General features: G+C 40.8%; 31 protein-coding genes. 21 read left to right on the top strand and 10 right to left on the bottom strand.

Annotated features, from left to right (window positions below; translation table 11 throughout):
- Positions 1-117 precede the first annotated feature (117 nt).
- From FTT92_RS12105 to FTT92_RS12115, 3 genes are all read left to right on the top strand, one after another.
- Positions 118-1,323, top strand: a complete 1,206-nt coding sequence (locus FTT92_RS12105; protein ID WP_180172227.1) for an acetyl-CoA C-acetyltransferase — start codon at positions 118-120, stop codon at positions 1,321-1,323.
- Between the two features lie 11 nt (positions 1,324-1,334).
- Positions 1,335-3,467 (top strand): 3-hydroxyacyl-CoA dehydrogenase NAD-binding domain-containing protein, encoded by a 2,133-nt coding sequence (locus FTT92_RS12110; RefSeq protein WP_180172228.1) that lies wholly within the window; start codon positions 1,335-1,337, stop codon positions 3,465-3,467.
- 184 nt (positions 3,468-3,651) lie between these two features.
- Positions 3,652-3,990, top strand: a complete 339-nt coding sequence (locus FTT92_RS12115; RefSeq protein ID WP_180172229.1) for a hypothetical protein — start codon at positions 3,652-3,654, stop codon at positions 3,988-3,990.
- Between the two features lie 77 nt (positions 3,991-4,067).
- On the opposite strand, the gene FTT92_RS12120 is transcribed toward FTT92_RS12115, so the two are convergent.
- Entirely contained in the window at positions 4,068-4,493 is a 426-nt protein-coding gene (locus tag FTT92_RS12120) for a GNAT family N-acetyltransferase (protein ID WP_257231701.1), read from the bottom strand.
- A gap of 11 nt (positions 4,494-4,504) precedes the next feature.
- Complete coding sequence (locus FTT92_RS12125; protein WP_180172231.1) at positions 4,505-5,728, bottom strand: SAM-dependent methyltransferase; 1,224 nt, start codon at positions 5,726-5,728, stop codon at positions 4,505-4,507.
- A gap of 107 nt (positions 5,729-5,835) precedes the next feature.
- Here FTT92_RS12125 and FTT92_RS12130 point away from each other — a divergent pair, with 107 nt between their 5' ends.
- Both FTT92_RS12130 and FTT92_RS12135 read left to right on the top strand, forming a co-directional pair.
- On the top strand, positions 5,836-6,477 hold the full coding sequence (locus tag FTT92_RS12130; protein ID WP_180172232.1) for a hemolysin III family protein: 642 nt from the start codon (positions 5,836-5,838) through the stop codon (positions 6,475-6,477).
- A gap of 145 nt (positions 6,478-6,622) precedes the next feature.
- Positions 6,623-7,936, top strand: coding sequence for an MFS transporter (locus FTT92_RS12135; protein WP_078194265.1), 1,314 nt, complete (start codon positions 6,623-6,625; stop codon positions 7,934-7,936).
- A 291-nt stretch (positions 7,937-8,227) separates the two neighbouring features.
- Here the strand turns inward: FTT92_RS12135 and FTT92_RS12140 are convergent, their stop codons facing one another.
- Positions 8,228-9,238 (bottom strand): metallophosphoesterase, encoded by a 1,011-nt coding sequence (locus tag FTT92_RS12140; RefSeq protein WP_180011627.1) that lies wholly within the window; start codon positions 9,236-9,238, stop codon positions 8,228-8,230.
- 104 nt (positions 9,239-9,342) lie between these two features.
- Between FTT92_RS12140 and FTT92_RS12145 the strand changes: the two genes are divergently transcribed.
- A complete protein-coding gene (locus tag FTT92_RS12145) occupies positions 9,343-10,962 on the top strand; it encodes a phospholipase D family protein (protein WP_228144793.1) in 1,620 nt (539 codons plus the stop codon).
- A gap of 44 nt (positions 10,963-11,006) precedes the next feature.
- Here FTT92_RS12145 and FTT92_RS12150 read toward each other — a convergent pair whose 3' ends face one another.
- On the bottom strand, positions 11,007-11,831 hold the full coding sequence (locus tag FTT92_RS12150) for a 1-acyl-sn-glycerol-3-phosphate acyltransferase (protein WP_180050341.1): 825 nt from the start codon (positions 11,829-11,831) through the stop codon (positions 11,007-11,009).
- A gap of 410 nt (positions 11,832-12,241) precedes the next feature.
- Here FTT92_RS12150 and hflX point away from each other — a divergent pair, with 410 nt between their 5' ends.
- The 6 genes from hflX (at position 12,242) to FTT92_RS12180 (ending at position 16,474) form a co-directional block, all read left to right on the top strand.
- Positions 12,242-13,576, top strand: coding sequence for a ribosome rescue GTPase HflX (gene hflX, locus FTT92_RS12155; protein WP_180172233.1), 1,335 nt, complete (start codon positions 12,242-12,244; stop codon positions 13,574-13,576).
- A 43-nt stretch (positions 13,577-13,619) separates the two neighbouring features.
- Complete coding sequence (locus FTT92_RS12160; protein ID WP_180172234.1) at positions 13,620-13,991, top strand: hypothetical protein; 372 nt, start codon at positions 13,620-13,622, stop codon at positions 13,989-13,991.
- A 10-nt stretch (positions 13,992-14,001) separates the two neighbouring features.
- Positions 14,002-14,676: an LrgB family protein gene (locus tag FTT92_RS12165; RefSeq protein WP_078190106.1), complete on the top strand. Its 675-nt coding sequence runs from the start codon at positions 14,002-14,004 to the stop codon at positions 14,674-14,676.
- Between the two features lie 248 nt (positions 14,677-14,924).
- Positions 14,925-15,377: a DUF2147 domain-containing protein gene (locus tag FTT92_RS12170; RefSeq protein WP_180116501.1), complete on the top strand. Its 453-nt coding sequence runs from the start codon at positions 14,925-14,927 to the stop codon at positions 15,375-15,377.
- Between the two features lie 60 nt (positions 15,378-15,437).
- Positions 15,438-15,887: a DUF2147 domain-containing protein gene (locus FTT92_RS12175; RefSeq protein ID WP_078190108.1), complete on the top strand. Its 450-nt coding sequence runs from the start codon at positions 15,438-15,440 to the stop codon at positions 15,885-15,887.
- 140 nt (positions 15,888-16,027) lie between these two features.
- Positions 16,028-16,474, top strand: coding sequence for a DUF2147 domain-containing protein (locus tag FTT92_RS12180; protein ID WP_180172235.1), 447 nt, complete (start codon positions 16,028-16,030; stop codon positions 16,472-16,474).
- 57 nt (positions 16,475-16,531) lie between these two features.
- Here FTT92_RS12180 and FTT92_RS12185 read toward each other — a convergent pair whose 3' ends face one another.
- From FTT92_RS12185 to FTT92_RS12205, 5 genes are all read right to left on the bottom strand, one after another.
- The gene (locus FTT92_RS12185) at positions 16,532-17,377 is read right to left on the bottom strand and encodes a symmetrical bis(5'-nucleosyl)-tetraphosphatase (RefSeq protein ID WP_180172243.1); all 846 of its coding nucleotides are present in this window, start codon (positions 17,375-17,377) and stop codon (positions 16,532-16,534) included.
- A 6-nt stretch (positions 17,378-17,383) separates the two neighbouring features.
- The gene (gene rsmA, locus FTT92_RS12190; protein WP_180024991.1) at positions 17,384-18,196 is read right to left on the bottom strand and encodes a 16S rRNA (adenine(1518)-N(6)/adenine(1519)-N(6))-dimethyltransferase RsmA; all 813 of its coding nucleotides are present in this window, start codon (positions 18,194-18,196) and stop codon (positions 17,384-17,386) included.
- A 30-nt stretch (positions 18,197-18,226) separates the two neighbouring features.
- Complete coding sequence (locus FTT92_RS12195) at positions 18,227-19,036, bottom strand: pilus assembly protein PilJ (protein ID WP_180172236.1); 810 nt, start codon at positions 19,034-19,036, stop codon at positions 18,227-18,229.
- Positions 19,037-19,105: 69 nt separating this feature from the next.
- Positions 19,106-20,089, bottom strand: a complete 984-nt coding sequence (gene pdxA / locus FTT92_RS12200) for a 4-hydroxythreonine-4-phosphate dehydrogenase PdxA (protein ID WP_180172237.1) — start codon at positions 20,087-20,089, stop codon at positions 19,106-19,108.
- Positions 20,090-20,179: 90 nt separating this feature from the next.
- Positions 20,180-20,560: a hypothetical protein gene (locus tag FTT92_RS12205; RefSeq protein ID WP_180157875.1), complete on the bottom strand. Its 381-nt coding sequence runs from the start codon at positions 20,558-20,560 to the stop codon at positions 20,180-20,182.
- A gap of 191 nt (positions 20,561-20,751) precedes the next feature.
- Between FTT92_RS12205 and rplM the strand changes: the two genes are divergently transcribed.
- Together rplM and rpsI are read left to right on the top strand one after the other, a co-directional pair.
- Positions 20,752-21,180: a 50S ribosomal protein L13 gene (rplM, locus tag FTT92_RS12210; protein ID WP_004722943.1), complete on the top strand. Its 429-nt coding sequence runs from the start codon at positions 20,752-20,754 to the stop codon at positions 21,178-21,180.
- A 12-nt stretch (positions 21,181-21,192) separates the two neighbouring features.
- The gene (gene rpsI / locus FTT92_RS12215) at positions 21,193-21,579 is read left to right on the top strand and encodes a 30S ribosomal protein S9 (RefSeq protein ID WP_078190115.1); all 387 of its coding nucleotides are present in this window, start codon (positions 21,193-21,195) and stop codon (positions 21,577-21,579) included.
- Between the two features lie 63 nt (positions 21,580-21,642).
- On the opposite strand, the gene FTT92_RS12220 is transcribed toward rpsI, so the two are convergent.
- Positions 21,643-21,954 carry a hypothetical protein gene (locus FTT92_RS12220; RefSeq protein ID WP_078194276.1) on the bottom strand — a complete coding sequence of 104 codons (312 nt, stop codon included), beginning with the start codon at positions 21,952-21,954 and terminating at the stop codon, positions 21,643-21,645.
- 88 nt (positions 21,955-22,042) lie between these two features.
- Here FTT92_RS12220 and FTT92_RS12225 point away from each other — a divergent pair, with 88 nt between their 5' ends.
- The 7 genes from FTT92_RS12225 (at position 22,043) to FTT92_RS12255 (ending at position 26,641) form a co-directional block, all read left to right on the top strand.
- Positions 22,043-22,696 (top strand): glutathione S-transferase N-terminal domain-containing protein, encoded by a 654-nt coding sequence (locus FTT92_RS12225; RefSeq protein ID WP_180024986.1) that lies wholly within the window; start codon positions 22,043-22,045, stop codon positions 22,694-22,696.
- 27 nt (positions 22,697-22,723) lie between these two features.
- Complete coding sequence (locus tag FTT92_RS12230; RefSeq protein WP_078194278.1) at positions 22,724-23,152, top strand: ClpXP protease specificity-enhancing factor; 429 nt, start codon at positions 22,724-22,726, stop codon at positions 23,150-23,152.
- Positions 23,153-23,170: 18 nt separating this feature from the next.
- Positions 23,171-23,812, top strand: a complete 642-nt coding sequence (locus tag FTT92_RS12235) for a hypothetical protein (protein WP_180172238.1) — start codon at positions 23,171-23,173, stop codon at positions 23,810-23,812.
- A gap of 426 nt (positions 23,813-24,238) precedes the next feature.
- Positions 24,239-24,598, top strand: coding sequence for a roadblock/LC7 domain-containing protein (locus FTT92_RS12240; protein WP_180022868.1), 360 nt, complete (start codon positions 24,239-24,241; stop codon positions 24,596-24,598).
- A gap of 86 nt (positions 24,599-24,684) precedes the next feature.
- On the top strand, positions 24,685-25,659 hold the full coding sequence (locus FTT92_RS12245; RefSeq protein ID WP_180172239.1) for a hypothetical protein: 975 nt from the start codon (positions 24,685-24,687) through the stop codon (positions 25,657-25,659).
- A 15-nt stretch (positions 25,660-25,674) separates the two neighbouring features.
- Positions 25,675-26,220, top strand: coding sequence for an ATP/GTP-binding protein (locus FTT92_RS12250; protein WP_180172240.1), 546 nt, complete (start codon positions 25,675-25,677; stop codon positions 26,218-26,220).
- 10 nt (positions 26,221-26,230) lie between these two features.
- Positions 26,231-26,641, top strand: a complete 411-nt coding sequence (locus tag FTT92_RS12255) for a roadblock/LC7 domain-containing protein (protein WP_180172241.1) — start codon at positions 26,231-26,233, stop codon at positions 26,639-26,641.
- The last annotated feature ends 258 nt before the right edge of the window (positions 26,642-26,899 follow it).

Raw genomic sequence — 26,899 nt, forward strand, 5'->3', positions numbered from 1 at the left:
GCAGCAAGCGTTGACCAAAAATATCAAACGACTCGCCCGTTCTCATCATTGCACTAGGTTGATTAATCCGTACACTCAAAAAACCAATAAAAATTTATAGATCATAGGGACAGGATTATGAGCGAGGCTTACATCATTGATGCCATTCGCACACCGCGCGGCAAAGGAAAAAAAGACGGTTCACTACATGCCGTTAAACCGATTAGCCTACTGACCGGTTTATTGAACGAATTACAAAACCGCCATCAGTTTGACACCGCGGCAGTTGACGACATTGTACTGGGCTGTGTAACCCCCATTGGTGACCAAGGTGCGGACATTGCCAAAACCGCAGCGATTGCGGCCGGATGGGATAATGATGTGGCAGGTGTTCAGATCAACCGTTTTTGCGCCTCAGGTTTAGAAGCAGTCAATATGGCTGCGCAAAAGGTCCGCTCTGGCTGGGAAGACCTTGTGGTGGCTGGCGGTGTAGAGTCGATGTCTCGTGTGCCGATGGGCTCAGATGGCGGTCCTTGGGCGCTTGACCCTGAAACCAATATGGCCTGTGACTTTATTCCACAAGGCATTGGAGCCGATTTAATTGCCACCATTGACGGTTACAGCCGAGCAGATGTGGATGCCTTTGCAGCCAACTCTCAACAAAAAGCCGCAGCAGCTCAAGCCAATGGTTATTTTGACCAATCTGTCGTTCCTGTTAAAGACAAAGCAGGCGTGACAGTTTTAGCCAAAGATGAATTTATTAAACCAACGACCACAGCAGAAGGCTTAGGCAAGCTCAACCCAAGTTTTGCCATGATGGGGCAAATGGGCTTTGATGCCATTGCCTTGCAAAAATATCCTGAAGTCGGCGCAGTCAACCATGTACACCATGCAGGGAACTCATCGGGCATCGTTGATGGTGCTGCCGTAGTATTGCTTGCCTCTGAAAAAGCGATCAAAGAACAAGGCCTAAAACCGCGCGCCAAAGTGCTTGCCACTGCATTGGTGGGTGCAGACCCGACGATTATGCTGACTGGCCCTGCACCTGCTGCACGTAAAGCCTTAGCCAAAGCTGGCTTAACCATTGATGATATTGACCTATTTGAAGTGAACGAAGCTTTTGCAGCAGTCGTGATACGTTTTATTACCGAACTCAAGGTTGATCCTACCAAAGTCAATGTGAATGGCGGTGCAATTGCATTAGGACATCCGCTGGGTGCAACAGGCGCCATGATTTTAGGCACCCTGATGGATGAACTAGAACGCCAAGGTAAAAAACGCGGTTTAGCAACCTTGTGTGTGGGCGGTGGTATGGGCATCGCAACGATTATTGAGTTGGTATAAGGAGAATAAAAATGAGCGCAATTCAATTTGAAAAAAATGCCGACAATATCGTCATTTTAACTTTAGATTCTCCAAACCAATCTGCCAACACCATGAATGCAGATTTCCGTGCTGCACTGGCTGAAACGGTAGACAAACTGCAAGCAGATGAAAATATTGCAGGGATTATTTTTCGTTCCGCAAAAAAAACCTTTTTTGCCGGCGGCGACTTAGACGAACTGATTCAAGCTACACCTGAGCATGCGACAGAATTCTTCAATATGATTGAAGAGATGAAAGCCAAACTGCGTTATATCGAAACCCGTGGCATTCCTGTTGTAGCAGCCTTAAATGGTACAGCGCTTGGCGGTGGCTGGGAGTTAGCTCTTGGCTGTCATTATCGAATCGCACTGAATGATGCTAAGGCAAAATTTGGCTTACCTGAAGTAACTTTAGGCTTACTGCCAGGCGGTGGCGGTATTGTACGTATAGTGCGTTTATTGGGTCTGCAAAATGCATTTCCACTCTTAATGGAAGGCAAGCAAATTGGTGTCGAAAAAGCCAAATCATTGGGGCTGATTCAAGATACTGTAGATAGCCTTGAAGACCTGATAGACAAAGCCATTGCGTGGGTGAAAGCCAATCCAAAATCACAGCAGCCCTTTGATGTAAAAGGCTATAAAATTCCGGGCGGTACGCCATCGACTCCTGCTGTGGCGCAAATGCTCGCCATTGCCCCCGCTATGCTACGTGACAAAACCAAGGGCTGTTACCCTGCGCCTGAAGCCATTATGTCGGCTGCTGTTGAAGGCGCTCAGGTCGATGTTGATACGGCGCTCACGATTGAATCACGTTACTTTACTTACCTTGCAACCGGTCAAATTTCTAAAAATATGATCGGCACCTTCTGGCATGGTCTCAACGCTATTAAGTCTGGTGCAAGTCGTCCAAAAGACGTCGCGAAATGGCAAGCCACCAAAGTTGGTATTTTAGGCGCAGGCATGATGGGTGCAGGCATCGCTTATGCCACAGCATCAAAAGGCATTGCAGTTGTACTTAAAGATATCTCTGTAGAAGCTGCTGAAAAAGGCAAAGCCTATAGCCAAAAACTGCTGGATAAAAAAGTAACTCAAGGCCGTTTAAGTGCAGAAAAACGTGATCAAGTCTTAGGCCTGATACATGCCACTGCAGATGCTGCCGACCTACAAGGCTGTGACTTGATCATTGAAGCTGTGTTTGAAAATGTCGAACTCAAAGCCAAAGTGACGCAAGAAACAGAAAACTATTTGGCAGAGGGCGGTATTTTTGCATCCAATACCTCAACTTTGCCAATTTCAGGCTTAGCCAATGCATCTCAAGATAAAGCTAAATTTATCGGTCTACATTTCTTTAGTCCTGTCGACAAAATGCAGTTGGTGGAAATTATTAAAGGCAAAAACACATCAGCTGAAACCTTAGCCAAAGCCTATGACTATGTGCAGCAAATTGGTAAAACGCCAATTGTAGTCAATGACAGCCGCGGTTTCTTTACCAGCCGTGTCTTCGGCACCTTTGTGCAAGAAGGTTTACGTCTGCTGTCTGAAGGCGTACACCCTGCCCGCATTGAAATGGCTGCACTAAAAGCCGGCATGCCTGTAGGCCCATTGGCGATTCAAGATGAAGTGTCTTTAACGTTGTCTGAGCATGTTGCTTCTGAGGCCCGTAAAGCCCTACAAGCTGAAGGCAAAGACCTACCACGTTCAGGTGCGGATGAGGTGATTCAAACGATGATTCATGAGTTCGGACGTAAAGGCAAAGCTGCCGGCGCAGGTTTTTATGAATACCCTGAAGGCGGTAAAAAGCACCTCTGGGATGGCTTGAGCAAATGGCAGAAAGATAATGCTATTTCTGAACAGGAAATGATTGACCGCTTCCTGTTTGTACAGTCACTCGATACCTTACGCTGCCTAGAAGAAGGTGTTTTGGAATCGACTGTTGATGGCAATGTCGGATCAATCTTCGGGATTGGTTTTGCCCCTTGGACAGGTGGTGCACTTCAATTTTTAAACCAATATGGTTTGGAAAAAGCGCTATTACGTGCCAATACACTAGAAGCAAAATATGGCGAACGCTTCAAAGCACCGAAATTACTGAAAGACAAAGTGGCGAAAGCTGAGCAGATTTAATTATTCATTTTGAGCATGCAAATTTTGCTGTTCAATCACATCAAAAGGAGCTTCGGCTCCTTTTATTTTTCCTTCGCATTCGCGTGTTTGCAAACAAGTCTAGATTTTACGCGAACTCTCATCTGTTTTATGTTATAAAGTAACAAGTTTTTTGATTTCTTTTTATCCGATTGAGTAGCTTGTTATGACTGATCATACTTCTCCTGAAAAATCACCGTGGGGCTGGAAGGCACTGATTATCTTCTGTATTTTAGGTGCGCTATTCATGGGTATTTTCTGGCTTGCTGTGACCAATGAACCAGACTATATGCCGAGCCAACAGAAAAAAGACAATACTCAACAGCATGCATTTAAAAATGCCCCTGTGATGTCAGAAGAAGCCTTGAAAAAGGCGCAAGCTGATCAAGCAGCTCGTGAAGCTTCTGCGCCGACTGCAGCAGATATGCATATGACTGAAGAACAACATGCACATATGAATGACATGAGCCCTGAACCTACTGCATCGAATGATCATGGTCACTAAGCTTTGACCTCATCTAAATAAAAAAACGCTTAAAATATTAAGCGTTTTTTTATTTATAGCTGTCCAATTTTACGTATTTAAGCCAAAGCCATGTACATATCTTGATGCGGAATACCACAATCTAAATATTCATCACCTTCAACAACAAAACCTAAAGCTGCATAAAACGGTATAGCATGCACTTGTGATGATAGTTTTAAATATTCACGTTGCTCTAATTTCGCTTGTTCGATGATAGCTTGCATCAAGATTTTACCAATACCCTGACCGCGATAGGCCTTTAAAACAGCAACACGACCTATACTGTTATTTTTCAACAAACGTGCAGTTGCAACGGCTTTCATCCCATCATGAACAATAAAATGCAGTGAAATCGCATCTTCTGCATCCCATTCATCTTCGGGCGATATCTGCTGTTCTAAAATAAAGACCTGTTCACGTATCGGCCGAGCTGCAGATGCCAGTTGCTCCCACGGACCAAATTGAATATTTAACTGCTGCATCCCTTCATCCTTTAGCATTTACAGCCAATATCTTGCTGGTCCCATTGATCATTCAACAATAATTCTAACGAATGCTTTTGAATACCATACATCTGCTTTAAAGCTTGAATCTGTGCCAATACCGCTTGATCAGGTTCGACATAATCTGCACGTTTGGTTGCCAAGATCATTTTATTTTTACTGGTATGCTCAAGTGCCACAAATTCGAAAACTTTGGTTTCATAACCATATGCTTTCAATAAAAGTGCACGAATCGTGTCAGTGAGCATCTCTGCTTGCTGGCCGGCATGAATGCCAAATTGCAACATCGGTGCAAGTACTTGTGGCGCTTTCAATTGCGGACGCAGTTCTTTATGACAACACGGCGCACACATGATCATTTGCGCATTTAATCGAATACCGGTATGAATCGCAAAGTCCGTTGCCACATCACAGGCGTGCAGCGCAATCATGACATCTAAGCGCTCAGGCGCATACGTACGAACATCGCCTTGGAAAAAATCCAGTTGGCTAAAATTCGACTGCTGCGCAACGCTTTGGCAAAATTCCACCATTTTCGGGTTCAGCTCAACCCCTGTCACTTTAGGCACTTGTTGGTGTTTTGCTAAATAATCATATAATGCAAAAGTCAGATAGCCTTTACCTGAACCAAAATCCACGACATTTAGAGATTGATCGGTCTCTTTGATCTGGCTTAAAGCGCCTGAAAAAATTTCTACAAATTTATTAATTTGTTTCCATTTACGTGCCATGCTCGGAATAATTTGTGCTTTTGCATCCGTAATACCGAGTGGCTGTAAGAAATAACTGTTTTGATCGACATAGCGGTGTTTCGCTCGATCATGTCCTTGCTGCTCCATAGGATTTTTCCCTAAGGCTGGCTGCTTTTTGCTGATGCTTAGCATGGCTTTCTTTTTATTTTTCTTAAGCTGAATTTCTTCATCTAAGGTCATCAGGTTGGCTTGCTTACAACAACTCAATAAACTTTCGACTTGTTGATATGCAGCTGCCATTGGATAGTTTTTGGTGATGTCTTGGGTTTTATAACGATATAAACAACTGAGAAATGACTCACCTTGCAGCGAAATGACTCGCAAGGTCATTTTTTCTAATTGGTCTAATTCACCTTTATACTGACTCAAAATCATGCGATCAAAACGCTGTGTTTCAATGGCTTGCAGAAAGGCTGCTAAAAATTGCTGCTCTTGCGTAGAGGGAGAAGCCAAAGATGACATAATATAAACCTAGATAAATTTGCAAAACAATTTTAAATCTTCTTACACCAAAAGCAAAATTAAATTACTATACATATGTATATTTAAATTATTATAAAAGATACGTTATGAATCCTCCCCATCTTTTAGCTTATGACCCAGCTGAAGAAAGACTGAATTTCTATACCCATGCTTTCGGTGCAGCGTTGTCGGCCATCGCAGGTATCCTACTGATTTTAAAAGGATCATATCTTCCAACTGGAAAATGGCTTGCACTTTGGGTGTATGCATTCAGTATGCTGTTATTGTTTTCAGCATCGAGTCTATATCACTTCGCAGAATCTCCTGAGCGCCGTGGTTGGTACAAAAAACTCGACCATACCGCAATCTATTATTTAATTGCAGGCACTTATACCCCGTTTCTGGCAATCGCACTACCTACCGCAAAAGCGCATTATTTACTCATTGCACTGTGGGTTATTGCCGCTATTGGAACACTATTCAAATTAATTTTCATTCATCGTTTTCAAAAGATTTCGTTGATTGCTTATTTGGTGATGGGATGGCTTGCAGTACTGGTAATGGATGATATGCAACGCTTTTTATCTGATCAAGCTTTAACCTACCTGATCATTGGCGGGCTATCTTATACAATCGGTGCATTGTTTTATGCCTTAAAAAAGGTAAGATATACACACGCTATCTGGCATATTTTTGTATTGATAGGTGCAGGATCACATTTCCTGTCGATTTATCTCTACGTGATATAACCCACTGACACTGCATTCTTTAGTGACCCTAATTCCGCAGTCCGTAAGTTGGTATTTCGTATTTTTTTAAGAAATTACGCCTTTTTTAAAAAGATTACGCTTTTAAAACTAAGTTCAATTATTTTTAGTAAGTGTAAGGTCCACCATGGCGTCTTCAAGTGCTGCTGCCACTGAACAGCAACCAACAAATTCAAAATTCCGCGTACTTACAGCAAGTCTTGTAGGTACCACAATCGAATTCTTCGATTTCTACATCTATGCAACTGCGGCTGTAATTATCTTCCCGCATCTGTTCTTCCCTGCAAGTACAGATCCAACAACCGCAACAATTCAATCTTTAGCAACGTTTGCGATTGCCTTTATTGCTCGCCCGATTGGTGCAACATTCTTTGGCCATTTAGGTGACCGTATCGGTCGTAAAGCCACATTAGTTGCTGCTCTCCTCACCATGGGGATTTCTACAGTATGTATCGGCTTGCTTCCAACCTATGCTCAAATTGGTATCGCTGCTCCGCTCATGCTTGCACTTTGTCGCTTAGGTCAAGGTCTTGGTTTAGGTGGTGAATGGTCAGGTGCCGTGCTGCTTGCAACTGAAAATGCGCCAGAAGGCAAACGTGCTTGGTATGGTATGTTCCCTCAATTGGGCGCGCCAATCGGCTTTATTCTTGCAACAGGCTCATTCTTGACCTTAGGTCACTTCATGTCTGAAGCTGAGTTTATGCAATGGGGCTGGCGTATTCCATTCATTGCAAGTGCGCTATTGGTTATTGTTGGTCTGTGGATTCGTTTAAAATTACATGAAACACCAGCGTTCCAAAAAGTTTTGGATAAGCAAAAAGAAGTAAATATTCCGTTCAAAGAAGTGATCACTAAGCACTGGGGGATGTTAATTCTCGGTACGATTGCCGCGATTTGTACATTCGTTGTGTTCTACTTAACCACAGTATTCGCTTTACAATGGGGTACAACCCAGCTTGGTTACACACGTGAAGAATTTTTAAAACTTCAACTGGTTGCCACACTTTGTTTCGCTGCCTTCATTCCACTTTCTGCTGTATTTGCTGAAAAATTTGGTCGTAAAACGACTTCGATTGCGGTATGTGTTGTATCTGCATTGTTTGGCTTAGTCTTCTCAAGCATGCTTGAGTCTGGCAGTACTGCGATGGTGTTCTTATTCCTATGTATCGGTCTTGCGATCATGGGTTTAACCTATGGTCCAATTGGTACGGTATTGTCTGAAATCTTCCCAACGTCTGTACGTTACACAGGTTCAGCTTTAACCTTTAACATGGCTGGTATTTTTGGTGCATCTTTCGCGCCATTGATCGCAACTAAACTTGCAACTGGCTATGGTTTATATGCAGTAGGTTACTACCTAACTGCGGCATCAATCCTTTCATTGATCGCGTTCTTAATGATTCGCGAAACTAAAAATGATGATGTGAATAATCAGGTTTAATCTGCACATAATAAAAAAGCCAGCACCTATTGCTGGCTTTTTTATGTCTCAAATTGAGTCAATGACCTGATTAGCTACTCTATAGTTGACATCATTTCGATTTTATTCATGAATGCAGCTTAGATCCAACTGAGCAATACACATCATCTGTTCCAATACACGGTCATTCACTTAATTTCAAACAGCAAATGAATGGCACGATTCAATTTTATTAACCAAACAAGGCCTGTAGCTCTACATCAAGAAGAACATTCACCAAACCGTTTAGCAATAATGAACGGTAGTTTTTGATTAAACCAACTCGATAATATCAATGGTCGGTGGCACAAGAAAACGGAAAGGTACCCCAACCATGCCCGTACCAACAGTGACAAAGACGTCTGCATTGTCATGCTGATATAGCCCTTTTTTATGACCTAAAATCGACACTTTTTTCATTACATAATCGGTCAACCATGGCAATTCCACTTGTCCACCATGCGTATGACCCGACAACATCAATGGTCGTCCTGGCAGTTTAGGTACCATATCAACGGTATCTGGATTATGCGACAAAATGATCCAAGGCTTATCTTGTGGCAATTCTGGCAAATAGCGCATATCGGCTTTACCTGCCCACAAATCCCCAACACCTAATAAACGAAACTCATTAAACTCCACCACTTGCCCTTCGATATCCACCACATGATTACTTTCTAATGCATGTTTTAACAGCGCTTGAATAGGCGGACCGGGATATTGCTCATCATGATTACCATTCACCGAATAAATCGGAGCAATAATTTTTTTCAGTACAGCCAGTTCTTCAGCCAACTTATTTTCAGGTTCATAAGTCCAATCCCCTGCAACCACGACCAAATCAGGATTTTGCGCATTGATTTTATCGACGATCATTTTTAACTGACGTTCATGACCTGAAAATAAACCAATGTGTAAATCACCAATTAAAGCAATGCGTACAGGCTTTAATAACTGTCGTGTTTCATGCAATTGATATTGACATTTTTTCACCTGAATCATGTGCGGCTCGATAAATCGGGCATAGCACAAAAGCCCCGTAACAGCACCGACAAAAATCGCTTCATGTAGTGAATAATAGCCACTCCAGCCTGCATAAAAGCTAAAGAAGAATAAAGGGATAAGTAAATACGAGAGATAAAATGCCAACAAATGTACGAAGGCTTTAAACGGATGAATCGTTTCCGTGCGTGACTGGCTTAACCAAGCTTGGGATATTGCCCAAACGCCCAGCACAGCCAACCCGATATAAAAATACATCACTACGGAATCTAATTCCCACATACATTTGCTCTACAATTTGCCTAACGAGAAAACTCGATCACTATATTTATCTTTTCACAGCTGACACTTATACTCAAATCAAATTTTTTAGTATGTCTAACAGTATGAACTCAGCTACACCGAAACAGCAAAATTTGCCCTTCATACACAACCACACTAAGGCGGTTTTGCTGAGTTGTAGCCTTGTTTTGACTTTATCTGCATGTAGTACCTTGCCTAAACAGCAAACTCAACCTGTGGAATATGCTTTTAATACCCCGACAGACGATACTAGCCTTGCTAAAATTGTGCTGCCGCTACGTGAACAAAATCCTAATTTAACTGGTTACCACGTACTTTATGACCCATTAGAAGCCTTAGCAGCTCGAATCGAGCTAATCAATAAGGCCGAAAAAAGTTTAGATCTACAATACTATATTTGGGATAACGACAAAATTGGTGCTTTGGCCCTACATGCCATGATCAAAGCTGCAGATCGTGGGGTGAAAATTCGTTTATTGGTCGATGACAATAATGCAAAAAAAATGGAAGGCATTTATATGGCACTCGACCAACATGCTAATATTGATGTCAAACTGTATAACCCATACCGCTTCCGACATTTCCGCCCTGTCGATATGGTGCTGGATCTAAAACGCATAAACCGTCGTATGCACAACAAAAGCTTTATTGCAGACAATCAAATTGCTCTGATTGGTGGTCGCAATATGAGTAACCAATACTATAACGTCAGTGATAATTATCAATTTTCCGATGTCGACGTCATGTTGGTCGGTGCGGCATCCGATGAAATCATTCATTCTTTTGACGAATATTGGAATGATGACTATGCCTTTCCAGTACGCCAATTGGTCAATCCACGCCACTATAGCTTGCGCTTTGACAGTCTCAAACAACAACTCGATGACTATAACCAAGAAGCCACTGTAGTCAATTATTTGGACTTAGCTAACCGTTCACATGCCTTTGATGACTGGCTCAATAATAAAATCCAATTTGACTGGGTCAAAGCCGAAGTAGTCAAAGACTCCCCGAGCAAAATCAAATCTAAAGCCAAAAAAGAAGAGCACCTCAACTTTCAGCTCCTCAACCGTTTAGATAAACCTGAACAAAGTGTCGATATCGTTTCAGCCTACTTTGTCCCAGAAAAAAAAGGGGCTGAACGCCTAAAAAACCTTCGTGCAGATGGCGTAAAAGTCAGAGTCTTGACCAACTCATTCCAGGCCAATGACGTACCATTGGTTCATGCTTTTTATAGCAAATATCGTCAAGATCTCTTGGAACACGACGTTCAACTCTATGAATTTCTCTCTAGACCTGATGCAGAAAACCTCAACACCAATACCAAAGAGTTGGCGGAAAAATCTAAAGTTAGTCTAAAAGGTTTAAGCCGTTCAAGCCTGCATGCCAAACTGATGGCAATTGATGAAAAACAAGTCTTTATCGGCTCATTTAACTTTGATCCACGTTCAGCATATTTAAATACTGAAATTGGGGTATTACTGAATAGCCCACGCTTAGCCAAAGCAGTCCACTACACCATGGATGAAAATTTGAGTAAATATGCCTATAAGTTGGTGCTCAATGCAGACCAACAAATCAATTGGAAAATTAAGTTGTCAAATGGTCAAACGCGTATTTATCCACGTGAACCGAAAATCAAGTGGTGGCAAAAAGCAGGAGTGAAATTTATCTCTTGGTTGCCGCTCGAAGGCTTTATGTAAGGATTATGCTGCAAAGGCATCCCCTTGCAGCCTGTATCATTAAATTATTTAGCTTCAACTGGAACTGGCGCTTTAAGGACTTTGGCTTGAAGCTCTGCCAATCCCTGATTCATTTTTTGCTGCACTTCTTGTGTCAGACTGTCAACAGTATGACCTGCCGAATCAATTGCGGGCAATGTCATGAGATGCGCAGTGACATTCGGCATTTCTAAGACATTTTTGACATGTCGATCAAAGCTAATGTCTCCGACGTAGGGCGCAATATTATCGAGTTCACCGTCCTGATTCACATAGCAAATTAAGCAAATTTGGACTGGACGTTCGGCTTCAATTGCCGCACCTAAAATACGACCATGAATTTTTTTAATTTTGCTGCCATCTGAAGTGGTGGCTTCTGGGAAAAAGAGTACCGGCGTATCTTGTTTTAAGAAGCCCGTAATTTGTTCTTTAATTTTAATCGAGTCGCCAGAGCCACGCTTAATAAATAAGGTGCCACCGCCTTTCGCCAAATTACCCAGCACTGGCCATTTTTCAATCTCAGCTTTCGCCAAAAAGAAAACACGTGCGCCAGAACCCAAAACTGCCACATCTAACCATGAAATATGATTACTTACCCAAAGGGCTGGTTGACGTGGAATTTCGCCATGCACTTTGACTTCAAGATTAAATACTTTGCATAACTTGCGACAAAAATACTGCACATAGCGGGTATTTTGCGGGTTATTCGGGTCTTTATACAATTGATGACGATAAACCAAATAAAAACCCTGCGTCACGGCAACAGCTGCTGCACCGACTTTTTTACAATACAAATAAAATTTTGAAAACACATTAATTTGCGGTGTATTGACGATTTGAGGTTGATTCATAAACGGTTCACTAAAAGGACACGGTGCCACAATTTGGCGTAAATTTTCATCATCATATACCGAAGACAGTTTTTTTGCATTGATCATAAAAACCGAAGTCGAAGATAATATTTTCCCATTTTAATCGTTTTTAAAAATCAAATATTATTTTTATATCGGTTTTAAAGGTTAAAATTATGAATCATTCATATTCAGACAATCCCCCTATTTCTTCATGGCAAGCGTTAAAAGCCATTGCTGGTTTTTCATTGATATATGTGAGTGTGCTTTTCTTATTGGCGCTGAGCTTTCGAAGCTTTCTCTAATTGAATAGCACAACATACAGAACTTAGCCATTAATCCCTCACTTAGATTAACCCTCGCACTGCATTTTCGCCTAAAATGAATCTTTAAACAGGAGTGTGTGCTGAGTGGAAAATTTAAATCAACATCAAGCGAGCGGTGAACGCGTAATTTTAGTCAGTGTGGCAGTACAAATGCTTGCAGACCTTGATGCCGAAGAATTCCACTTACTTGCTCAATCTGCAGGTGCCAATATTCTGCAACATGTGCATGCTCAGCGTATTAAGCCTGATGCCAAAATATTTATCGGCTCAGGGAAAGCTGAAGAAATTGCAGAAGTAGTCGCAGAATATGAAGCCGAATTGGTCATCTTTGACCATGCTCTCACCCCTGCCCAAGCACGTAATCTTGAACGCATCATGCGTTGTCGTGTGGTCGATCGTACAGAATTAATTTTAGATATTTTTGCCCAACGCGCACGTACCTATGAAGGTAAATTGCAAGTTGAGTTGGCTCAATTACAACATATGGCTTCACGGCTGATTCGTAGTCGTGGCGATCTCGATAGCCAAAAAGGTGGGATCGGCCTACGTGGACCGGGTGAAACGCTGCTGGAAACTGACCGTCGTCTACTCAAGCTCCGTATGGGACAACTCAAAGCGAAACTTGAGAAAGTCCGCCAAACACGTATGCAAGGTCGTGTGGCACGTCAAAAAGCTGCTGTTCCAACCGTGTCATTGGTGGGTTATACCAATGCTGGTAAATCGACCTTATTTAATAATTTAGCAAAAAGTGATGTCTATGCAGCAGACCAACTTTTTGCGACACTTGACCCAACTTTACGCCGTCTACATTGGGATGGTATCGGCAACTTAGTTCTCGCAGATACTGTAGGTTTTGTGCGTAATTTATCGCACTCACTGGTCGAGTCGTTTAAAGCCACCTTAGAAGAAACGTTAGAGGCGACCTTATTGTTACATGTCATTGACTCCAGCAGTCCTGACATGATGGAACAAATCGAGGCTGTCGAAAAAGTACTGAAAGAAATTGGTGTCGATGTTCCGATTCTGCGCGTCTATAACAAAATTGATGTCAGTGGCGAAGATCCTAAAATCATCTATGGTAAGCCACATCAGCCGGAACGTGTCTATGTCTCAGCACATAGTGGTAAAGGTCTTCCCTTATTACGCCAAGCGGTTCAAGAATGCTTGATGGGACAGATTCAAAGCTTTGAAGTCCATCTAAAACCAGCTTATGGCAAATTAAGAACACAACTGTATGCGCTCAATGTGATCCAAAATGAAAGTTATGATGAACAAGGCAACTTAATTTTGCATGTCATCATCGCCCCGCATAAGTTAGAACAACTGATTAAACAGGCGCATTTACCCATCGAAGAAATTTTGGGAACGCGTGCGCAACAATTTCAACGTCCACTTGAAGAATTTGAAATTAAAGACTAAATCGGTTAAAACTTGATTAGTATAATTTTAACGAAAGACAAAAATGGACTGGATCAAGCGCATCGATTGGAAAGCCTGGATAGGCACTATTGCATTAATTATTATTTTCCGTGAAGGCGCGGTCTGGGTCATGAAGCAATTCAATCACCCAGAATTAGGCAATCTAGTCGGTCTGATTAGCTTACTGATGGTGCTTTCATTTTGGAGAAAATTCAACAAAATTCCAGCCAGTTTGGTCGATACCAATAATAAGATTATGAAAGAAAGTGCCTTTGCCTTCCTACCTATTAGTGCAGGCTCATTGCTAATGATGATGCATTTAGGCGATGAAATTCCGATGTTTTTGATTGTTCTCTTTGTCAGCACCCTCATACCGCTGTGGGTCTACGCAAAAATGTCTAAGAAATGGCTATAGGAGAATCAACATGCTTTCAATCATCTCTGGATTCATCATTACCCTGATCGCCTATCTTGTCGCAAAACCTATTAATAAAAAATTACCGCAAATCCCCGTGATTGTGATTGGGATGTTTTTCGTCATTGGTATGCTCTATCTTTTTGGCATTTCCTATGAAAGTTATATGGCACAGGTCAATCCACTGTTCAATAACTTACTCGGCTATGTCACAGTGGCCTTGGCCATTCCTTTAGCAGCGATGCGCTACGATGACTTGCCATTAAAAGCCGTGGGCGGGATTTTAGTCTTTGCCAGTATCAGTGCCGTTGCCCTCCCTATGGGGCTGGCTTATTTGCTGCATTTGTCAGATCCAACCATTATGGCTTTTGCTACACGGGCAGTGACCACCCCTATTGCCATCAACATTGCCACGCTGTTGCATTCCCCGATTCCTTTGGTGATTTTGATTGTGATTTTATCAGGGGTGATTGGTGCAGCATTTTCACCCATCATACTTAAAAATATTCATGATGAACGTGCATCAGGACTCGCCTTAGGACTTGCTGCACATGCGATTGGCACAGCTCAAGCTTGGCAGCGCGGCAGCATTGCTGGGCGCTATGCGGCATTTGGCATGGCGGTAAATGCAGTATTCACAGCAATCTGGTTGCCAACTTTCATACTCTATCTACAAAATATGTGACTGAGCAATCACTTTTAAATGATTGTTTCGTATAAAAAATAAACTTAATATAAATTCTAGGGTACACCACAACACATTGAATGATGTGCTGTGGATGTTACATTTTTGGTAAAGGCACTTTTGTGCAACATGTCAACTTTCCCGAATAAAATGTAAATATTTATGCTTAGAGTAGTTGCTCTAAGTTTAAATATTACCTAGTATGATCAATAAACCCTCACAAAGTGTATTGATAAAGGATTATTAATATGATCGGAAAAAGTTTGAAATGGGCTGCATTATTCGGTGCTGTAGTAACAAGCTCTGCACTTTATGCTCAAGATCTTACAGGGACTTGGCAACAAATTGACGATAAAACCGGTTCGCCTAAAGCACTGATCGAAATTCGAAAAGATGCCAAAGACACCTATACCGGAAAAATTGTCAAAGTGACGCCACGTCCGGGTTATACACCAAAGGAAAAATGTGTGAATTGCCCTGCACCTTATACCAACCAGCCTATTTTAGGGATGGATGTATTTAAGGGGCTGAAACTTGAAAGTGAAAATACCTACTCTCAAGGAAAAATTATTGATCCTTTAGCAGGCAAAATTTACAGCTTAAAAGGCAAAATTTCTGCCAATGGTAAGCGCTTACATTTACGTGGATATCTGGGGATTTCCGCGATTGGTCGTACACAGACATGGATTCGCGTTGAATAAATTTTAAATTTATTCAGTAAATTGATTTGATATAGGTGAACCACCTACAGGGAATATCTGATGAAAAAATTAAAAGTGAGCCTCTTATTCTTAGCTGCTGTAATGAGTGGTTCAGCTTTTGCTCAAGACCTTTCAGGGACTTGGCAACAAATTGATGATAAAACAGGTTCACAAAAAGCCATTATTGAAATCCGTAAAGAAAGTAATGGAACATTCGTGGGTAAAATCATTAAAGTGACGCCGCGTCCGGGTTATACGCCACGTGACACCTGCGTAAACTGCCCTGCACCTTATAAAAACAAACCGATTTTAGGCCTTGATGTGTTAACTGGTTTAAAACATGTTGAAGGGACCAATAATTACGACAAAGGCCGTATTATTGACCCACTTTCTGGCAAAATTTACGACACAAAAGTTCGCTTAAATGCCAGTGGAAAACGTCTTACGCTACGTGGCTATATGGGTGTATCAGCACTTGGTCGTAGTCAAACTTGGATTCGCCAAGAATAAGCTTAGTGTCATAAAAACCGCCGCCATGGCGGTTTTTTTATGCCTAAGGTATTCAAATTATTTTAAAAATAAAGTTGACTATTCTCGTAAACTTTCTAACATACGTGCTCATAAATCACGCTTCTAGGGGAAAAGCGATTATGTTTAAAAAAATATTATTCAGCCTATGCACATTCGGTTTGATGAATGTCGCATTTGCAAATGACATTACTGGCACGTGGCAACAAATTGACGATAAAACAGGAGCGGCCAAAGCGATTATTTCGATTCACAAAGAATCCAATAATACCTATACCGGTAAAATTATTAAAATTACGCCACGTCCGGGCTATACACCGCAAAAAAACTGTAATAAGTGCCCAGCACCTTATACCAACCAACCAATTCTCGGTATGGAGATTATTAAAGGTTTAAAACAAGTAAATGACACCAATAATTATGAAAAAGGCCGTGTTATCGACCCATTGGCAGGTAAACTTTACGATGCAAAAATTCGTTTGAATAGCACGGGGAAACGTCTCACTTTACGTGCAAGTATCGGTGTTTCAGTACTTGGCCGTAACCAAACATGGATTCGCGTTGATTAATTCATACGGATCAATAAAAAAAGGCCACATCGATGTGGCTTTTTTATTTTTAAATACTTACATCACTGGATTATCGACCGCAAACATGTGCTGATCTTCTAAACGATAGGCCATCAACTGATTGCCCCAGACACATCCGCCATCCACATTTTGGATTTTTGCTGAAATGCTTTTTCCTTGCAAAGCCGCCCAATGACCAAACAAAATTTGATGGCTTTGCGCTGCCTGTGACTCATACTCAAACCATGGCTGAAAACCCTTCGGCATAGGGTCATCGAGTGAATCCTTAAAACTGAACTCTAAACGACCTTCTGCATCGGTTAAGCGCATGCGGGTCAAATAGTTAGTAATACAGCGTAAGCGCGCATGACCAGACAAATCATCCGACCATAGGTTCGGCTCTTTACCGTACATCACTTGAAGAAACGCATCGACCACATCAAAGTCGTCATGACCAATCACCGCTTCCACTTCTTTTGCCAAATCAGCGGTTTGCTGCGCAGTCCAATTCAAAGGAATACCCGCATGAGTCAAAATGGTTTGCTCATTCGGAAATAGACACAGCGGCTGCTTGCGTAACCAATCAATCAAATCATCACTTTCTAAAGCGTGAATCACATCATCGATATTGTCTTTAGGATTGATATCCTTAATACCGCGAGCGCATGCCAGCAAAGTCAGATCATGATTGCCCAGTACCGTCGCCGCAACTTCACTATCCACTAATTTTTTGATGAACCGCAAAGCGCCTACCGAGTTTTCACCCCGTGCGACGAGATCACCGGCAAACCATATAAAATCTTGGTCTGCATCAAACTTGATCTCTTTCAGTAAAGCTTTTAATGCTTCAAAACAGCCTTGAACATCACCAATGACATAGTTATAGCGAATATTGCGAGTCATCATTATTTAAGCCACCATTTGATCTGCTAATGCGACAAATTCTGCAAGTGTTAGGGTTTCAGGACGCGCCATTGGATCAACCCCTGCATTTTCAAAACCATCTTCAACCAACATGCCTTTTAAGCTGTTGCGTAACGTCTTACGGCGTTGAGTAAAGACATGTGAAACCAAACGCGCAAGCGCTTTTTCATTTTTCGCCACAATCGGTTTAACGGCATAAGGCTCTAAACGGAATACCGCAGAGGTGACTTTTGGCGGCGGATTAAACGAACCCGGCGGCACTTCAAATAAAAACGTCGGTTTACAGAAGTATTGGATCATCACCGATAAACGGCCGTATTCTTTAGTATTCGGTGAAGCGGTAATACGGTCCACGACTTCTTTTTGCAGCATGAAGTGCATGTCTTTGACTTTGTCGCCAAACTCCAAGAGATGAAACAGCAGCGGAGTCGAGATGTTATACGGCAAGTTGCCAACCACGCGCAGAGGACGGCCTTCGGCAAACAGCTCGGTAAAGTCATATTTCAGCGCGTCGGTTTCAACAATGGTCAAGCGCTCAGGATGCGGCACACGGCCCGGCAAACCTGCAGCTAAGTCACGGTCCAGCTCAACCACAGTTAGAGCATCACATTCACCAATTAAAGGCGATGTAAGCGCAGCAAGACCGGGACCAATTTCGACAATATTGTCACCAGTACGCGGATTTACCGAACGTACAATTTTAGCAATAACACGTTGATCATGTAAGAAATTCTGTCCAAACCGCTTACGCGTGTGATGCCCTTCATCTTTTGGGTTTAGGGCATTAATTTGATACATAAAATTCTCCGCATAGGTTTATTACAACGATTACTGACTTGATTCAAATTCACTCAAGCGAGCAAAAATTTCTTCGGACTTGGTCATATTATCCCGAGCCGCTTTAATTACACTGAGCAATGGCTCTCTTTGTTTCAACAAAGCCATTGTTTCAGATTTCATCATTTCTTCAGTTTCAGCCTGAATGGAGAGCAAACTTTCACGCATTTCAGCATTGTTTACGCGCTCTACACCGAGTTCGGGATTACCATTCAGTTGAGCCTTCAAAAAATTATTGAAAGTTTCAAAATCTGCTAAAAAGTCATCTAAATCGTCTGGATGAATAGAATTCACATCAGTTAACTTCAGCAAAGAACTCAACATTCGTCCCGCAATATAGACTTGATTTTTGGCAATCATTGCTTGAATAGCTGAATTGTTTGCTCTAGCCATCATATCAGCCAGAATGTTATATTCAGCTTGAATACCCGGAATGGTTTCACTTACAAGAAGTTGATATTCATATAGCGCACTCAGGCTATTTTGATGCTGTACAAGCAGATCAATATTAGCATTGATTGCCTGTCCATCTTGAAGCATTTTATCAGCACCATCACGATTCGCATATTTTTTATGCACCGCGGTCAGCGCTTGATTAAATTTTTGCTGATTATGTTTAAAGCCATCCACAGCACCCGGTAATGCAAAACGTATAAATCCTTCCGTCTGTTTTGGAATTTGCAGCGATAATACTTTTAATTCACAAAAATGATGATCTGTAGCAAGCGTTGAACATGCTGACAGCATCAACGCTAACACAATCCCAAAAAATGGGCGAATGTTCGATTTCGCCCCAAGCATCTTGTTATTTTCCTGTTTTGTTTTTGATAATTTTTTTCTATTATTCATATAAAATTCAAACCCTTATTATTAATTTTCGTTATTTTTCGCACGTGCTAATTCTAAAGCCAAATCAACCGCCACCTGTAAACTCGAACTTTTAGCAAGACCGGTTCCAGCCAGTGACAGTGCTGTGCCGTGATCCACTGAAGTCCGAATAAACGGCAAGCCCAAAGTGATATTGATGGCTTCGCCAAAGCCCTGCGACTTTAACACAGGCAAGCCCTGATCGTGATACATCGCCAAAACCGCATCCGCATCTTTTAAATTTTCAGGGGTAAATAAGGTATCAGCAGGTAAGCTCAGGCTCATATTCACCCCTTGAGCACGATAACGCTCTAGCACCGGATTGATCACTTCAATCTCCTCCATGCCCAAATAGCCATCTTCACCCGCATGTGGGTTTAGACCGCACACCAAAATATGCGGATGATCTTTTTTAAATTTGGTTTTTAAATCATGAATTAAAATATCAATGACTTGATGCAAACGTTCTTGAGTAATGGCATCTGCAACATCACGAAGCGGTAAATGTGTTGTTGCTAATGCGACACGGAGCGTTTTTGTAGCAAGCATCATCACGACACGGTCAACGCCTGCAAATTCTTGATAAAACTCCGTATGTCCGCTGAAATGGATACCGGCATCATTAATAATTGACTTTTGCACAGGTGCAGTTGCAACACCTACACTTTTGCCAGACATCGCATAATCTGCAGAACGACGTAATTGTTCCAACACATAGGCTGCATTATTCACATCTAACTGACCTGCGATGACAGGTTTAGTCACAGGCACATGTTCTACATAAAGCTGACCTAGAGCTGCCGACTCCTCCTGCCCAACATAGTCAATCAGTTCAACTTCGAACTTTAACTGTTGAGCACGCTTGAGCAGCAAATCTTTATCAATAAGAACCACAAGTGGCCTTTCATCTATTCGATTGGCTAAGCTCAAACAAATATCAGGTCCGATACCTGCGGGTTCACCGCTCGTGATATATAAAGGCAGCATGAGTCTATCCTGTGTGTGCAATAGCATTATTATACTGTGTGATGCACATGACAGACCTAATTTTATTGACTAAAAATATCGGACTAAAACTCAAAAATAAGCGCGTTGTGCGACATTGTATGGAATGAAATCGAAAGCAAAACCTGAAATGCCAATGATCCAAATCAATGCAATAAGAATTACAATGCCGCGCTGAACGGCTGACACATGTTGCGGGTACTTCGTTATCAGCCAAAAAGACATACCACCCAGAAGCAATAATCCAATCAACAGATAAACCAATAAATAACTAAGGAAAAATAAAGTGAGCATCATTAACAAAACGATGATCGCACCATCCGCCCCGTGCAAATACACCAAATACAAAAAAGTTGGGCTTAAAACTAAGGCGCTATATAAGCCCATTAATTGCAACCATTGCCGCCAGAATGAGGGTTCAGATGTGTTTTTTAACAGATTAGAATTCGACATGATTTACTTTCATCCGCTTTTCTTATAATTTCTGGATTATCTGCTGTTTATTGCTGAAGAAATATACTACAATACAGCGCTTGAAATTTTATATTTTCATTTGTGATTCTTCACGTATTCGTATAGAATCGCGTCTCCTTTTGTTTGGACAGTTTCCATAGTCCAAACCAACTATAATAGGTAGTGGTTTAATGAAAACTCTCAGCGCTAAGCCAGCTGAAGTTCAACACGACTGGTACGTTGTTGATGCTTCTGGCAAAACTTTAGGTCGCCTTGCGACTGAAATCGCTCGTCGTTTACGCGGTAAGCACAAAACTTCTTATACTCCTCACGTTGACACTGGTGACTACATCGTTGTTATCAATGCTGAGCAAGTTCAAGTGACTGGTAAAAAATCACTTGATAAGAAATATTATCGCCACACTGGTTTCCCTGGTGGTATTCGTGAAACTAATTTCGAAAAATTAGTTGCTCACAAACCAGAAGAAATCTTCGAACGTGCTGTAAAAGGCATGTTGCCAAAAGGTCCTCTTGGTTATGCAATGATCAAGAAAATGAAAGTGTACGCTGGTACTGAGCATCCACATACTGCTCAACAGCCACAAGTTTTGGACATCTAAGGGATACAGCACATGGCTACTAACTATGGTACAGGTCGCCGTAAGACCGCAACTGCACGTGTTTTCCTATCAGCTGGTACTGGTAAACTCGTAATCAACAACCGTTCTTTAGAACAATATTTCGGTCGTGAAACTGCTCGTATGGTTGTTAACCAACCACTTGAGCTTTTAGAAGCTACTGAGAAATATGACCTTTACATCACTGTTGCTGGTGGTGGTATCGGTGGTCAAGCAGGCGCTATCCGTCACGGTATTACTCGTGCATTGATCGCTTCTGACGAAACTCTTAAACCTGCTCTTCGTCAAGCTGGTTTCGTTACTCGTGATGCTCGTGAAGTTGAACGTAAGAAACTTGGTTTACGTAAAGCTCGTAAACGTCCTCAATTCTCTAAACGTTAATTCGTTTACCGAATCGGACAAAAAACCTTGGCTTATGCCAAGGTTTTTTTATGTCTTAATTTTTTATGAAGATGATGCAAATAGAATAACGATCCGATAAACAAAGAGACTCAAACTCGCAATTAAGCATATAACCGACAATGTTAGTGTAATTGTAGAGATGGTCATTTTGCTTTTTTGTTCTGGGCTATCATCCTCTGCTCCATAATCAGAGGCATAACCTCCAGCGAGTGCCGTATAAAAGCCAATGCCCATAAAAATAACAGCAGCTAAAAATAATAATTTTTGTACAAGTACAATGGTCATCATGCGGTGACAATCAGGTAAATGAATGACATGAAAAGCTATCAAATAAAACAAAACTGTAATTTTCACTGTAGCTGCATTGATATTGCTAAAGTCCCCGTGATTTTACTGTCTAATTTTAGTATCCTATCTTATTCATTTCTCATCGTCTCGGATTATGTCAGTCGAAAATGCACCTCTCCAAGGGATTACGCTTTACAGTCATGCGGATGACTTTCGCTCACACTGGATACGCTATGTACTTGCAGAGAAGCAAATCAAACATAATTTAATTATTGCTGATGATGAAGACGAAGATCTTGCGAGTTTAAATCCCTACAATCAACTTCCGATGATGATTGAAAATGGCCTAAAACTCTATAACAGCAGTATTATTGCCGAATATCTGGATGACCGATATCGTCAAAATAAACTGTATGCAGATGCACCCATGCCTCGTGCAGAGCAACGTCAATATGTATGGCGCTTCGAACAAGATTGGTTAAGACTTGCCGATATTATGCTTCGCCATCCCGATACCCTCAATGAAAAAGCCAAGCAAAAAGCACAAAAACAATTGCGTGATACACTCATTTCACTAACCCCCTTGTTTCAGCATTATCCTTATTTTATGTCTGAACAATTTAGCATGTTAGACTGTATGCTCGCACCTGTATTTCTGCGCCTAAAAGCCATGGGGATTGAGCTTCCCAAACAGCAATGCCGCCCTATATTTCTCTATTGCCAACGCATCTTTAGCCGTCCTGCATTTATCAAATCGATGACATTGCAGGAAAAAAATCGCTATAGCGAGCTTTTAGCAAAAAATTAATTTCCCATTAATATTCGAGTAAGCATTATGTCTGAACAAGAACTACAACTCACTCCAACGCGTCCATACTTAACACGGGCACTTTATGAATGGATTTGTGACAATCAACTTACACCGTACCTACTTGTCGATGCGACACAGAATGGTACGATGGTGCCAGTTCAATATATCCAAGATGGTCAAATTGTCCTGAATATCGCACCTCATGCAACGCATGCGCTACACATGAGCAATGAGACGATTACTTTCTCTGCACGCTTTGGTGGCGTTTCGCAAAACCTCTATATCCCCTTTTCTGCTGTTCTAGGTATCTATGCACGTGAAAATGGTCAAGGCATGTTCTTCGATCCTCAAGAATATGAAGGTATTCAGAATGATCAAAATGCTTTAAAATCAAACGACCAAGAACAACAAGAGCAGCCGAAGAAAAAACCAGGTTTAAGGTTGCTCGATTAAAGAATAAGGAAGCGAATAATGGCTTTTGATTTAGTACAATATTTTGTCGAACAAATAGAATCTCAAAAGCCTACGCTTTTAAGTCATTTAAATCGTGAAGAAAAACGTCAACATATACGTGAAATTAATGCATTAACTTTAGGTGAATTGATTCATCAGCTCCGCAATAATGCTCAAAAGGTTTATCAAGAAATTACTCATCCAGATGAACTCTATATTCAAGAAGTTTCACGCCATCTGACCACCAATCCATCGAATGCATCAATATTAGAACGCTCTGAACTTGAACACCTAACAACTGAAATTTTTCATTTACAATTAAATGAATTAAAGCAACTTCATGATACCGGCTCACACTCACCACAAAGCATTCAAGAATTACTCAATGGACAAATTGAGCACCTTTCTGGTCAAGCGGATGATTGGGTTTGGTCAACAAACAACCTAACAGAGCTTCTTGGTTCTAAACCAAATCTGCAAGAAGAGATATCATTAGAAACATCAATGAAGGAGTTCAATCAAATGGTTAATCAACAACATACTCAAGAAGATGTGACAACTGAAGTACAAGTGCCAACTTGGTCAAAAATTGTAGAGCCTATCGTTGCAGTGGTGATTTTATGGATTCTGGCATCTGCAGCTTGTAATATTTTTGCTTAAGTGGCTTCATTTGTCTAAAACAATGACCTGCTTCTTAAGCAGGTTTTTTTAAATCGAATATTTTAAATTACACGCCTTTAGATCACTTTTTGTTTTCTTTATGTAAATCACTCAGCTTTATTCTGCAAAAATTGAGTTTTGTCACACCATTTACAAAATATTACATTTGAATTTTTGGTAAATTTTATATCAAAAATAAAGTTCTAAAATACATAAAAAATATATATAGCAAATTAAATCACATTTTTTAAATCCTAAAACTTAACGCTATATTTAGAAAATATTATCCTTTTAAAGCAAAAAATTAATTTTATTGCAAAGCCCCATACGCTTCCTATAATTAAATTATGTAGTTAAAAACGCTAGTTTAATTACCTAAATATCTACAAATAATAATCATGTATAACCTAAAAGAGGGGCATAAAAATGGCTAAAGTTTCATTAGAATCACTCACAACAATCGACGGTTTTCATGCAGCGGCACTGGTAGACGGTGAAAGTGGCCTAGCTATGGCGACACAAGGCGGTGGAGATATTGATTTAGAATTAGCAGCTGCTGGAAATACTGAAGTGGTTCGCTCCAAAAGACGTGTTGCTCAGTCACTCAATTTAGATGATCACATTGTCGATATTTTAATTACCTTAGGAAAGCAGTATCACTTGATTCGTCCACTGGAAAATAATGAATCCGTGTTCTTATATTTAGTACTTGATCGTGCCAAAGCAAACCTAGCCATGGCTCGACACGAATTAAAAACCTATGAAAAAAATTTAGATTTTGCTTAATTTCACCCAACCCTCTTATGCCAATAAGAGGGTTTTTTATTCCCAAAATGTTTTACAGGTTTGAATAAAATTAGTCGAGGAACACCATGAATAAGCAATATATCAATATCGGCATTGTTGGATTAAGTATTCATGATTCAGATCAACTCAAACATCAGCTTTACGCAATTTTTCCACAGCACTTTAATATCCAATGGAAAAGTGCATCTGATATGAATCTCGATTGCTTATTTATTCATGAGCGTTTTTTTGATACCGAAGGAATTCAAAAAATATTAACGCGCCGCGCTTTACCTTGGCTCAAGATCTCGAAAGACAACCAACAATCAGGGCGTGTCAGAAACAATACGCTGTTCCTTCCCGTAGACGACAATCAAGAGCTCAATCAATGGATTGATAAACATCTCGTCAGCCATAATGACCTTAACGAATCCATTGAGCATGCTCAACATGATCAAATCCAGAGCTTTAGCGATTTTAATTTGGAGGATGATTACTTCAAAAAAATGTATGCAGAAGATAACCATGAAAAATTACACCTATATGATGATCTAGGTACAATAGCGGTAATCGATACCGCGCAAAATATAGCTTGGCTCAACCTCGAGCGTCAACTTCAACACACAGATGCTAGTTTTAAATATGATTTCGCATCAATTGAAGATATGACCCATGTAAGTCGAAAGCACCCCGTCATCCTTCAAGACTGGATATGGAATCTATTTTGGCAAACTCCGAATTTTTACCAAACAGTTCCTGAAGATGGTCATTTTCGAATTTTAAGCTGGCCAAAACCTGCTGAAAATTTATCTCATAAACAAATTTTTCAACTTTCTGCATGCTTTATCCAGGGCGCAAAGATATCAGCGATCGCAGAACAATATGATATACCCCTCAGCACCGTTCGACAGTTCATTGCTGCGAATATGGCATCACTGAATATTAAAAAAATAAATCTTTGGGATAAACATTACACGCCACCTGAAACACATGAACCAACAGAAGAAAAGAACTTTGTGCAAAACTTCTTTCATAAATTACGCCGTAAATTTGGATTTTAGAATAGGACATCAAACATGATTCTTCAGCAATATAAAATTGTCTTTGCTGGTTCTATGGGTGCTGGAAAAACTGAAGCGATCCGTTCACTTTCTGATATCCCAGTTTTACTGACCGAGGCGTTTAATACAGATCAAACCAGCCATCAAAAACTTGAAACTACGGTGGGTATCGACTACGGAGAAGTGACCTTAGAAGATGGTTTAAAAATAGGTTTATATGGTACCCCTGGACAAAGTCGTTTTGATTTTATTTGGCCAGTGATTTGTCAAGGCGCAATTGGGGCGATTATTCTGATTGATCATAATGTTAATAACCCCTTAAGTGAACTCGAAAGCTATTTAGAAACCTTCCAAAACTATACAGATAACATAGCCATTGGAATTACCCATACAGACGAAATCACAAGTTCAACGAATACTGCTATCTACAAAGATTGGCTGATTAGTCAGGACTTATATTCGCCCCTATTCTTTATCGACTGTCGCAAAAAATCTGACGTTTTACTGCTACTTGAAGCTTTAATTACCTCAATCGAAGTAAATCACTATATCACTGCATAAGGAGCTACTAATGTTTAATGTCACAAAACGCACCGCTTCGAATGAGTTAATACAACATACCCGTAAACAAATAAATAATATTATTAACAATGCACGCGGGGTTCATTTCATCATGGTGTGTTCAACAGATGGATTTGAGCTGACGAGTGTTTACAAACGTGGGCAATATAACAATAGCAAGTTAGCAGCGGTTAGCAGCTCTATCCTTGCAATGGTGTCAGCATTTATCAAAGAAATTCATTTAGTTGGTTGTCAGAATATAACCTTAGATGCAGAAAATGGAAAAGCAATACTAACATCTGTTGCTGCGCAAAATCACCCCATGATTATTGTGGCATTGACTGATAAGGACATTTTATTAGGCCAAGTCTTATATATGCTTAAAGCTGCAACGCAATCAATTATTTCAGCGGATCAATAAACTTTATAGAAATATTGAAGACTATTAACTTTATATTTGATTCAGAAATATTCATTTATTCGTCACTTTAACTTATTCATTTTCCTATTCTATTCTTCTGCTTTTCTTCTTATTTTTCCCTTTTCTCCGCACATAAAAAAACACCCCCTGCACGAGTCAGGGGGTGTTTCGAATAATGAGCTGGCGATGACTTACTCTCACATGGGTAACCCCACACTACCATCAGCGCTAAGAGGTTTCACTTCTGAGTTCGGGAAG

The organism is Acinetobacter sp. YH12023 (assembly GCF_013420135.1).
In the GTDB taxonomy this organism is placed as follows: domain Bacteria; phylum Pseudomonadota; class Gammaproteobacteria; order Pseudomonadales; family Moraxellaceae; genus Acinetobacter; species Acinetobacter amyesii.

Bases quoted from the DNA above. Each gene is read 5' to 3' on its own strand.
- FTT92_RS12105 (WP_180172227.1), top strand. From the start codon at position 118: ATGAGCGAGGCTTACATCATTGATGCCATTCGCACACCGCGCGGCAAA.
- FTT92_RS12110 (WP_180172228.1), top strand. From the start codon at position 1,335: ATGAGCGCAATTCAATTTGAAAAAAATGCCGACAATATCGTCATTTTA.
- FTT92_RS12115 (WP_180172229.1), top strand. From the start codon at position 3,652: ATGACTGATCATACTTCTCCTGAAAAATCACCGTGGGGCTGGAAGGCA.
- FTT92_RS12120 (WP_257231701.1), bottom strand. From the start codon at position 4,493: ATGCAGCAGTTAAATATTCAATTTGGTCCGTGGGAGCAACTGGCATCT.
- FTT92_RS12125 (WP_180172231.1), bottom strand. From the start codon at position 5,728: ATGTCATCTTTGGCTTCTCCCTCTACGCAAGAGCAGCAATTTTTAGCA.
- FTT92_RS12130 (WP_180172232.1), top strand. From the start codon at position 5,836: ATGAATCCTCCCCATCTTTTAGCTTATGACCCAGCTGAAGAAAGACTG.
- FTT92_RS12135 (WP_078194265.1), top strand. From the start codon at position 6,623: ATGGCGTCTTCAAGTGCTGCTGCCACTGAACAGCAACCAACAAATTCA.
- FTT92_RS12140 (WP_180011627.1), bottom strand. From the start codon at position 9,238: ATGTGGGAATTAGATTCCGTAGTGATGTATTTTTATATCGGGTTGGCT.
- FTT92_RS12145 (WP_228144793.1), top strand. From the start codon at position 9,343: ATGAACTCAGCTACACCGAAACAGCAAAATTTGCCCTTCATACACAAC.
- FTT92_RS12150 (WP_180050341.1), bottom strand. From the start codon at position 11,831: ATGAATCAACCTCAAATCGTCAATACACCGCAAATTAATGTGTTTTCA.
- FTT92_RS12160 (WP_180172234.1), top strand. From the start codon at position 13,620: ATGGACTGGATCAAGCGCATCGATTGGAAAGCCTGGATAGGCACTATT.
- FTT92_RS12165 (WP_078190106.1), top strand. From the start codon at position 14,002: ATGCTTTCAATCATCTCTGGATTCATCATTACCCTGATCGCCTATCTT.
- FTT92_RS12170 (WP_180116501.1), top strand. From the start codon at position 14,925: ATGATCGGAAAAAGTTTGAAATGGGCTGCATTATTCGGTGCTGTAGTA.
- FTT92_RS12175 (WP_078190108.1), top strand. From the start codon at position 15,438: ATGAAAAAATTAAAAGTGAGCCTCTTATTCTTAGCTGCTGTAATGAGT.
- FTT92_RS12180 (WP_180172235.1), top strand. From the start codon at position 16,028: ATGTTTAAAAAAATATTATTCAGCCTATGCACATTCGGTTTGATGAAT.
- FTT92_RS12185 (WP_180172243.1), bottom strand. From the start codon at position 17,377: ATGACTCGCAATATTCGCTATAACTATGTCATTGGTGATGTTCAAGGC.
- rsmA (WP_180024991.1), bottom strand. From the start codon at position 18,196: ATGTATCAAATTAATGCCCTAAACCCAAAAGATGAAGGGCATCACACG.
- FTT92_RS12195 (WP_180172236.1), bottom strand. From the start codon at position 19,036: ATGCTTGGGGCGAAATCGAACATTCGCCCATTTTTTGGGATTGTGTTA.
- pdxA (WP_180172237.1), bottom strand. From the start codon at position 20,089: ATGCTGCCTTTATATATCACGAGCGGTGAACCCGCAGGTATCGGACCT.
- FTT92_RS12205 (WP_180157875.1), bottom strand. From the start codon at position 20,560: ATGTCGAATTCTAATCTGTTAAAAAACACATCTGAACCCTCATTCTGG.
- rplM (WP_004722943.1), top strand. From the start codon at position 20,752: ATGAAAACTCTCAGCGCTAAGCCAGCTGAAGTTCAACACGACTGGTAC.
- rpsI (WP_078190115.1), top strand. From the start codon at position 21,193: ATGGCTACTAACTATGGTACAGGTCGCCGTAAGACCGCAACTGCACGT.
- FTT92_RS12225 (WP_180024986.1), top strand. From the start codon at position 22,043: ATGTCAGTCGAAAATGCACCTCTCCAAGGGATTACGCTTTACAGTCAT.
- FTT92_RS12230 (WP_078194278.1), top strand. From the start codon at position 22,724: ATGTCTGAACAAGAACTACAACTCACTCCAACGCGTCCATACTTAACA.
- FTT92_RS12235 (WP_180172238.1), top strand. From the start codon at position 23,171: ATGGCTTTTGATTTAGTACAATATTTTGTCGAACAAATAGAATCTCAA.
- FTT92_RS12240 (WP_180022868.1), top strand. From the start codon at position 24,239: ATGGCTAAAGTTTCATTAGAATCACTCACAACAATCGACGGTTTTCAT.
- FTT92_RS12245 (WP_180172239.1), top strand. From the start codon at position 24,685: ATGAATAAGCAATATATCAATATCGGCATTGTTGGATTAAGTATTCAT.
- FTT92_RS12250 (WP_180172240.1), top strand. From the start codon at position 25,675: ATGATTCTTCAGCAATATAAAATTGTCTTTGCTGGTTCTATGGGTGCT.
- FTT92_RS12255 (WP_180172241.1), top strand. From the start codon at position 26,231: ATGTTTAATGTCACAAAACGCACCGCTTCGAATGAGTTAATACAACAT.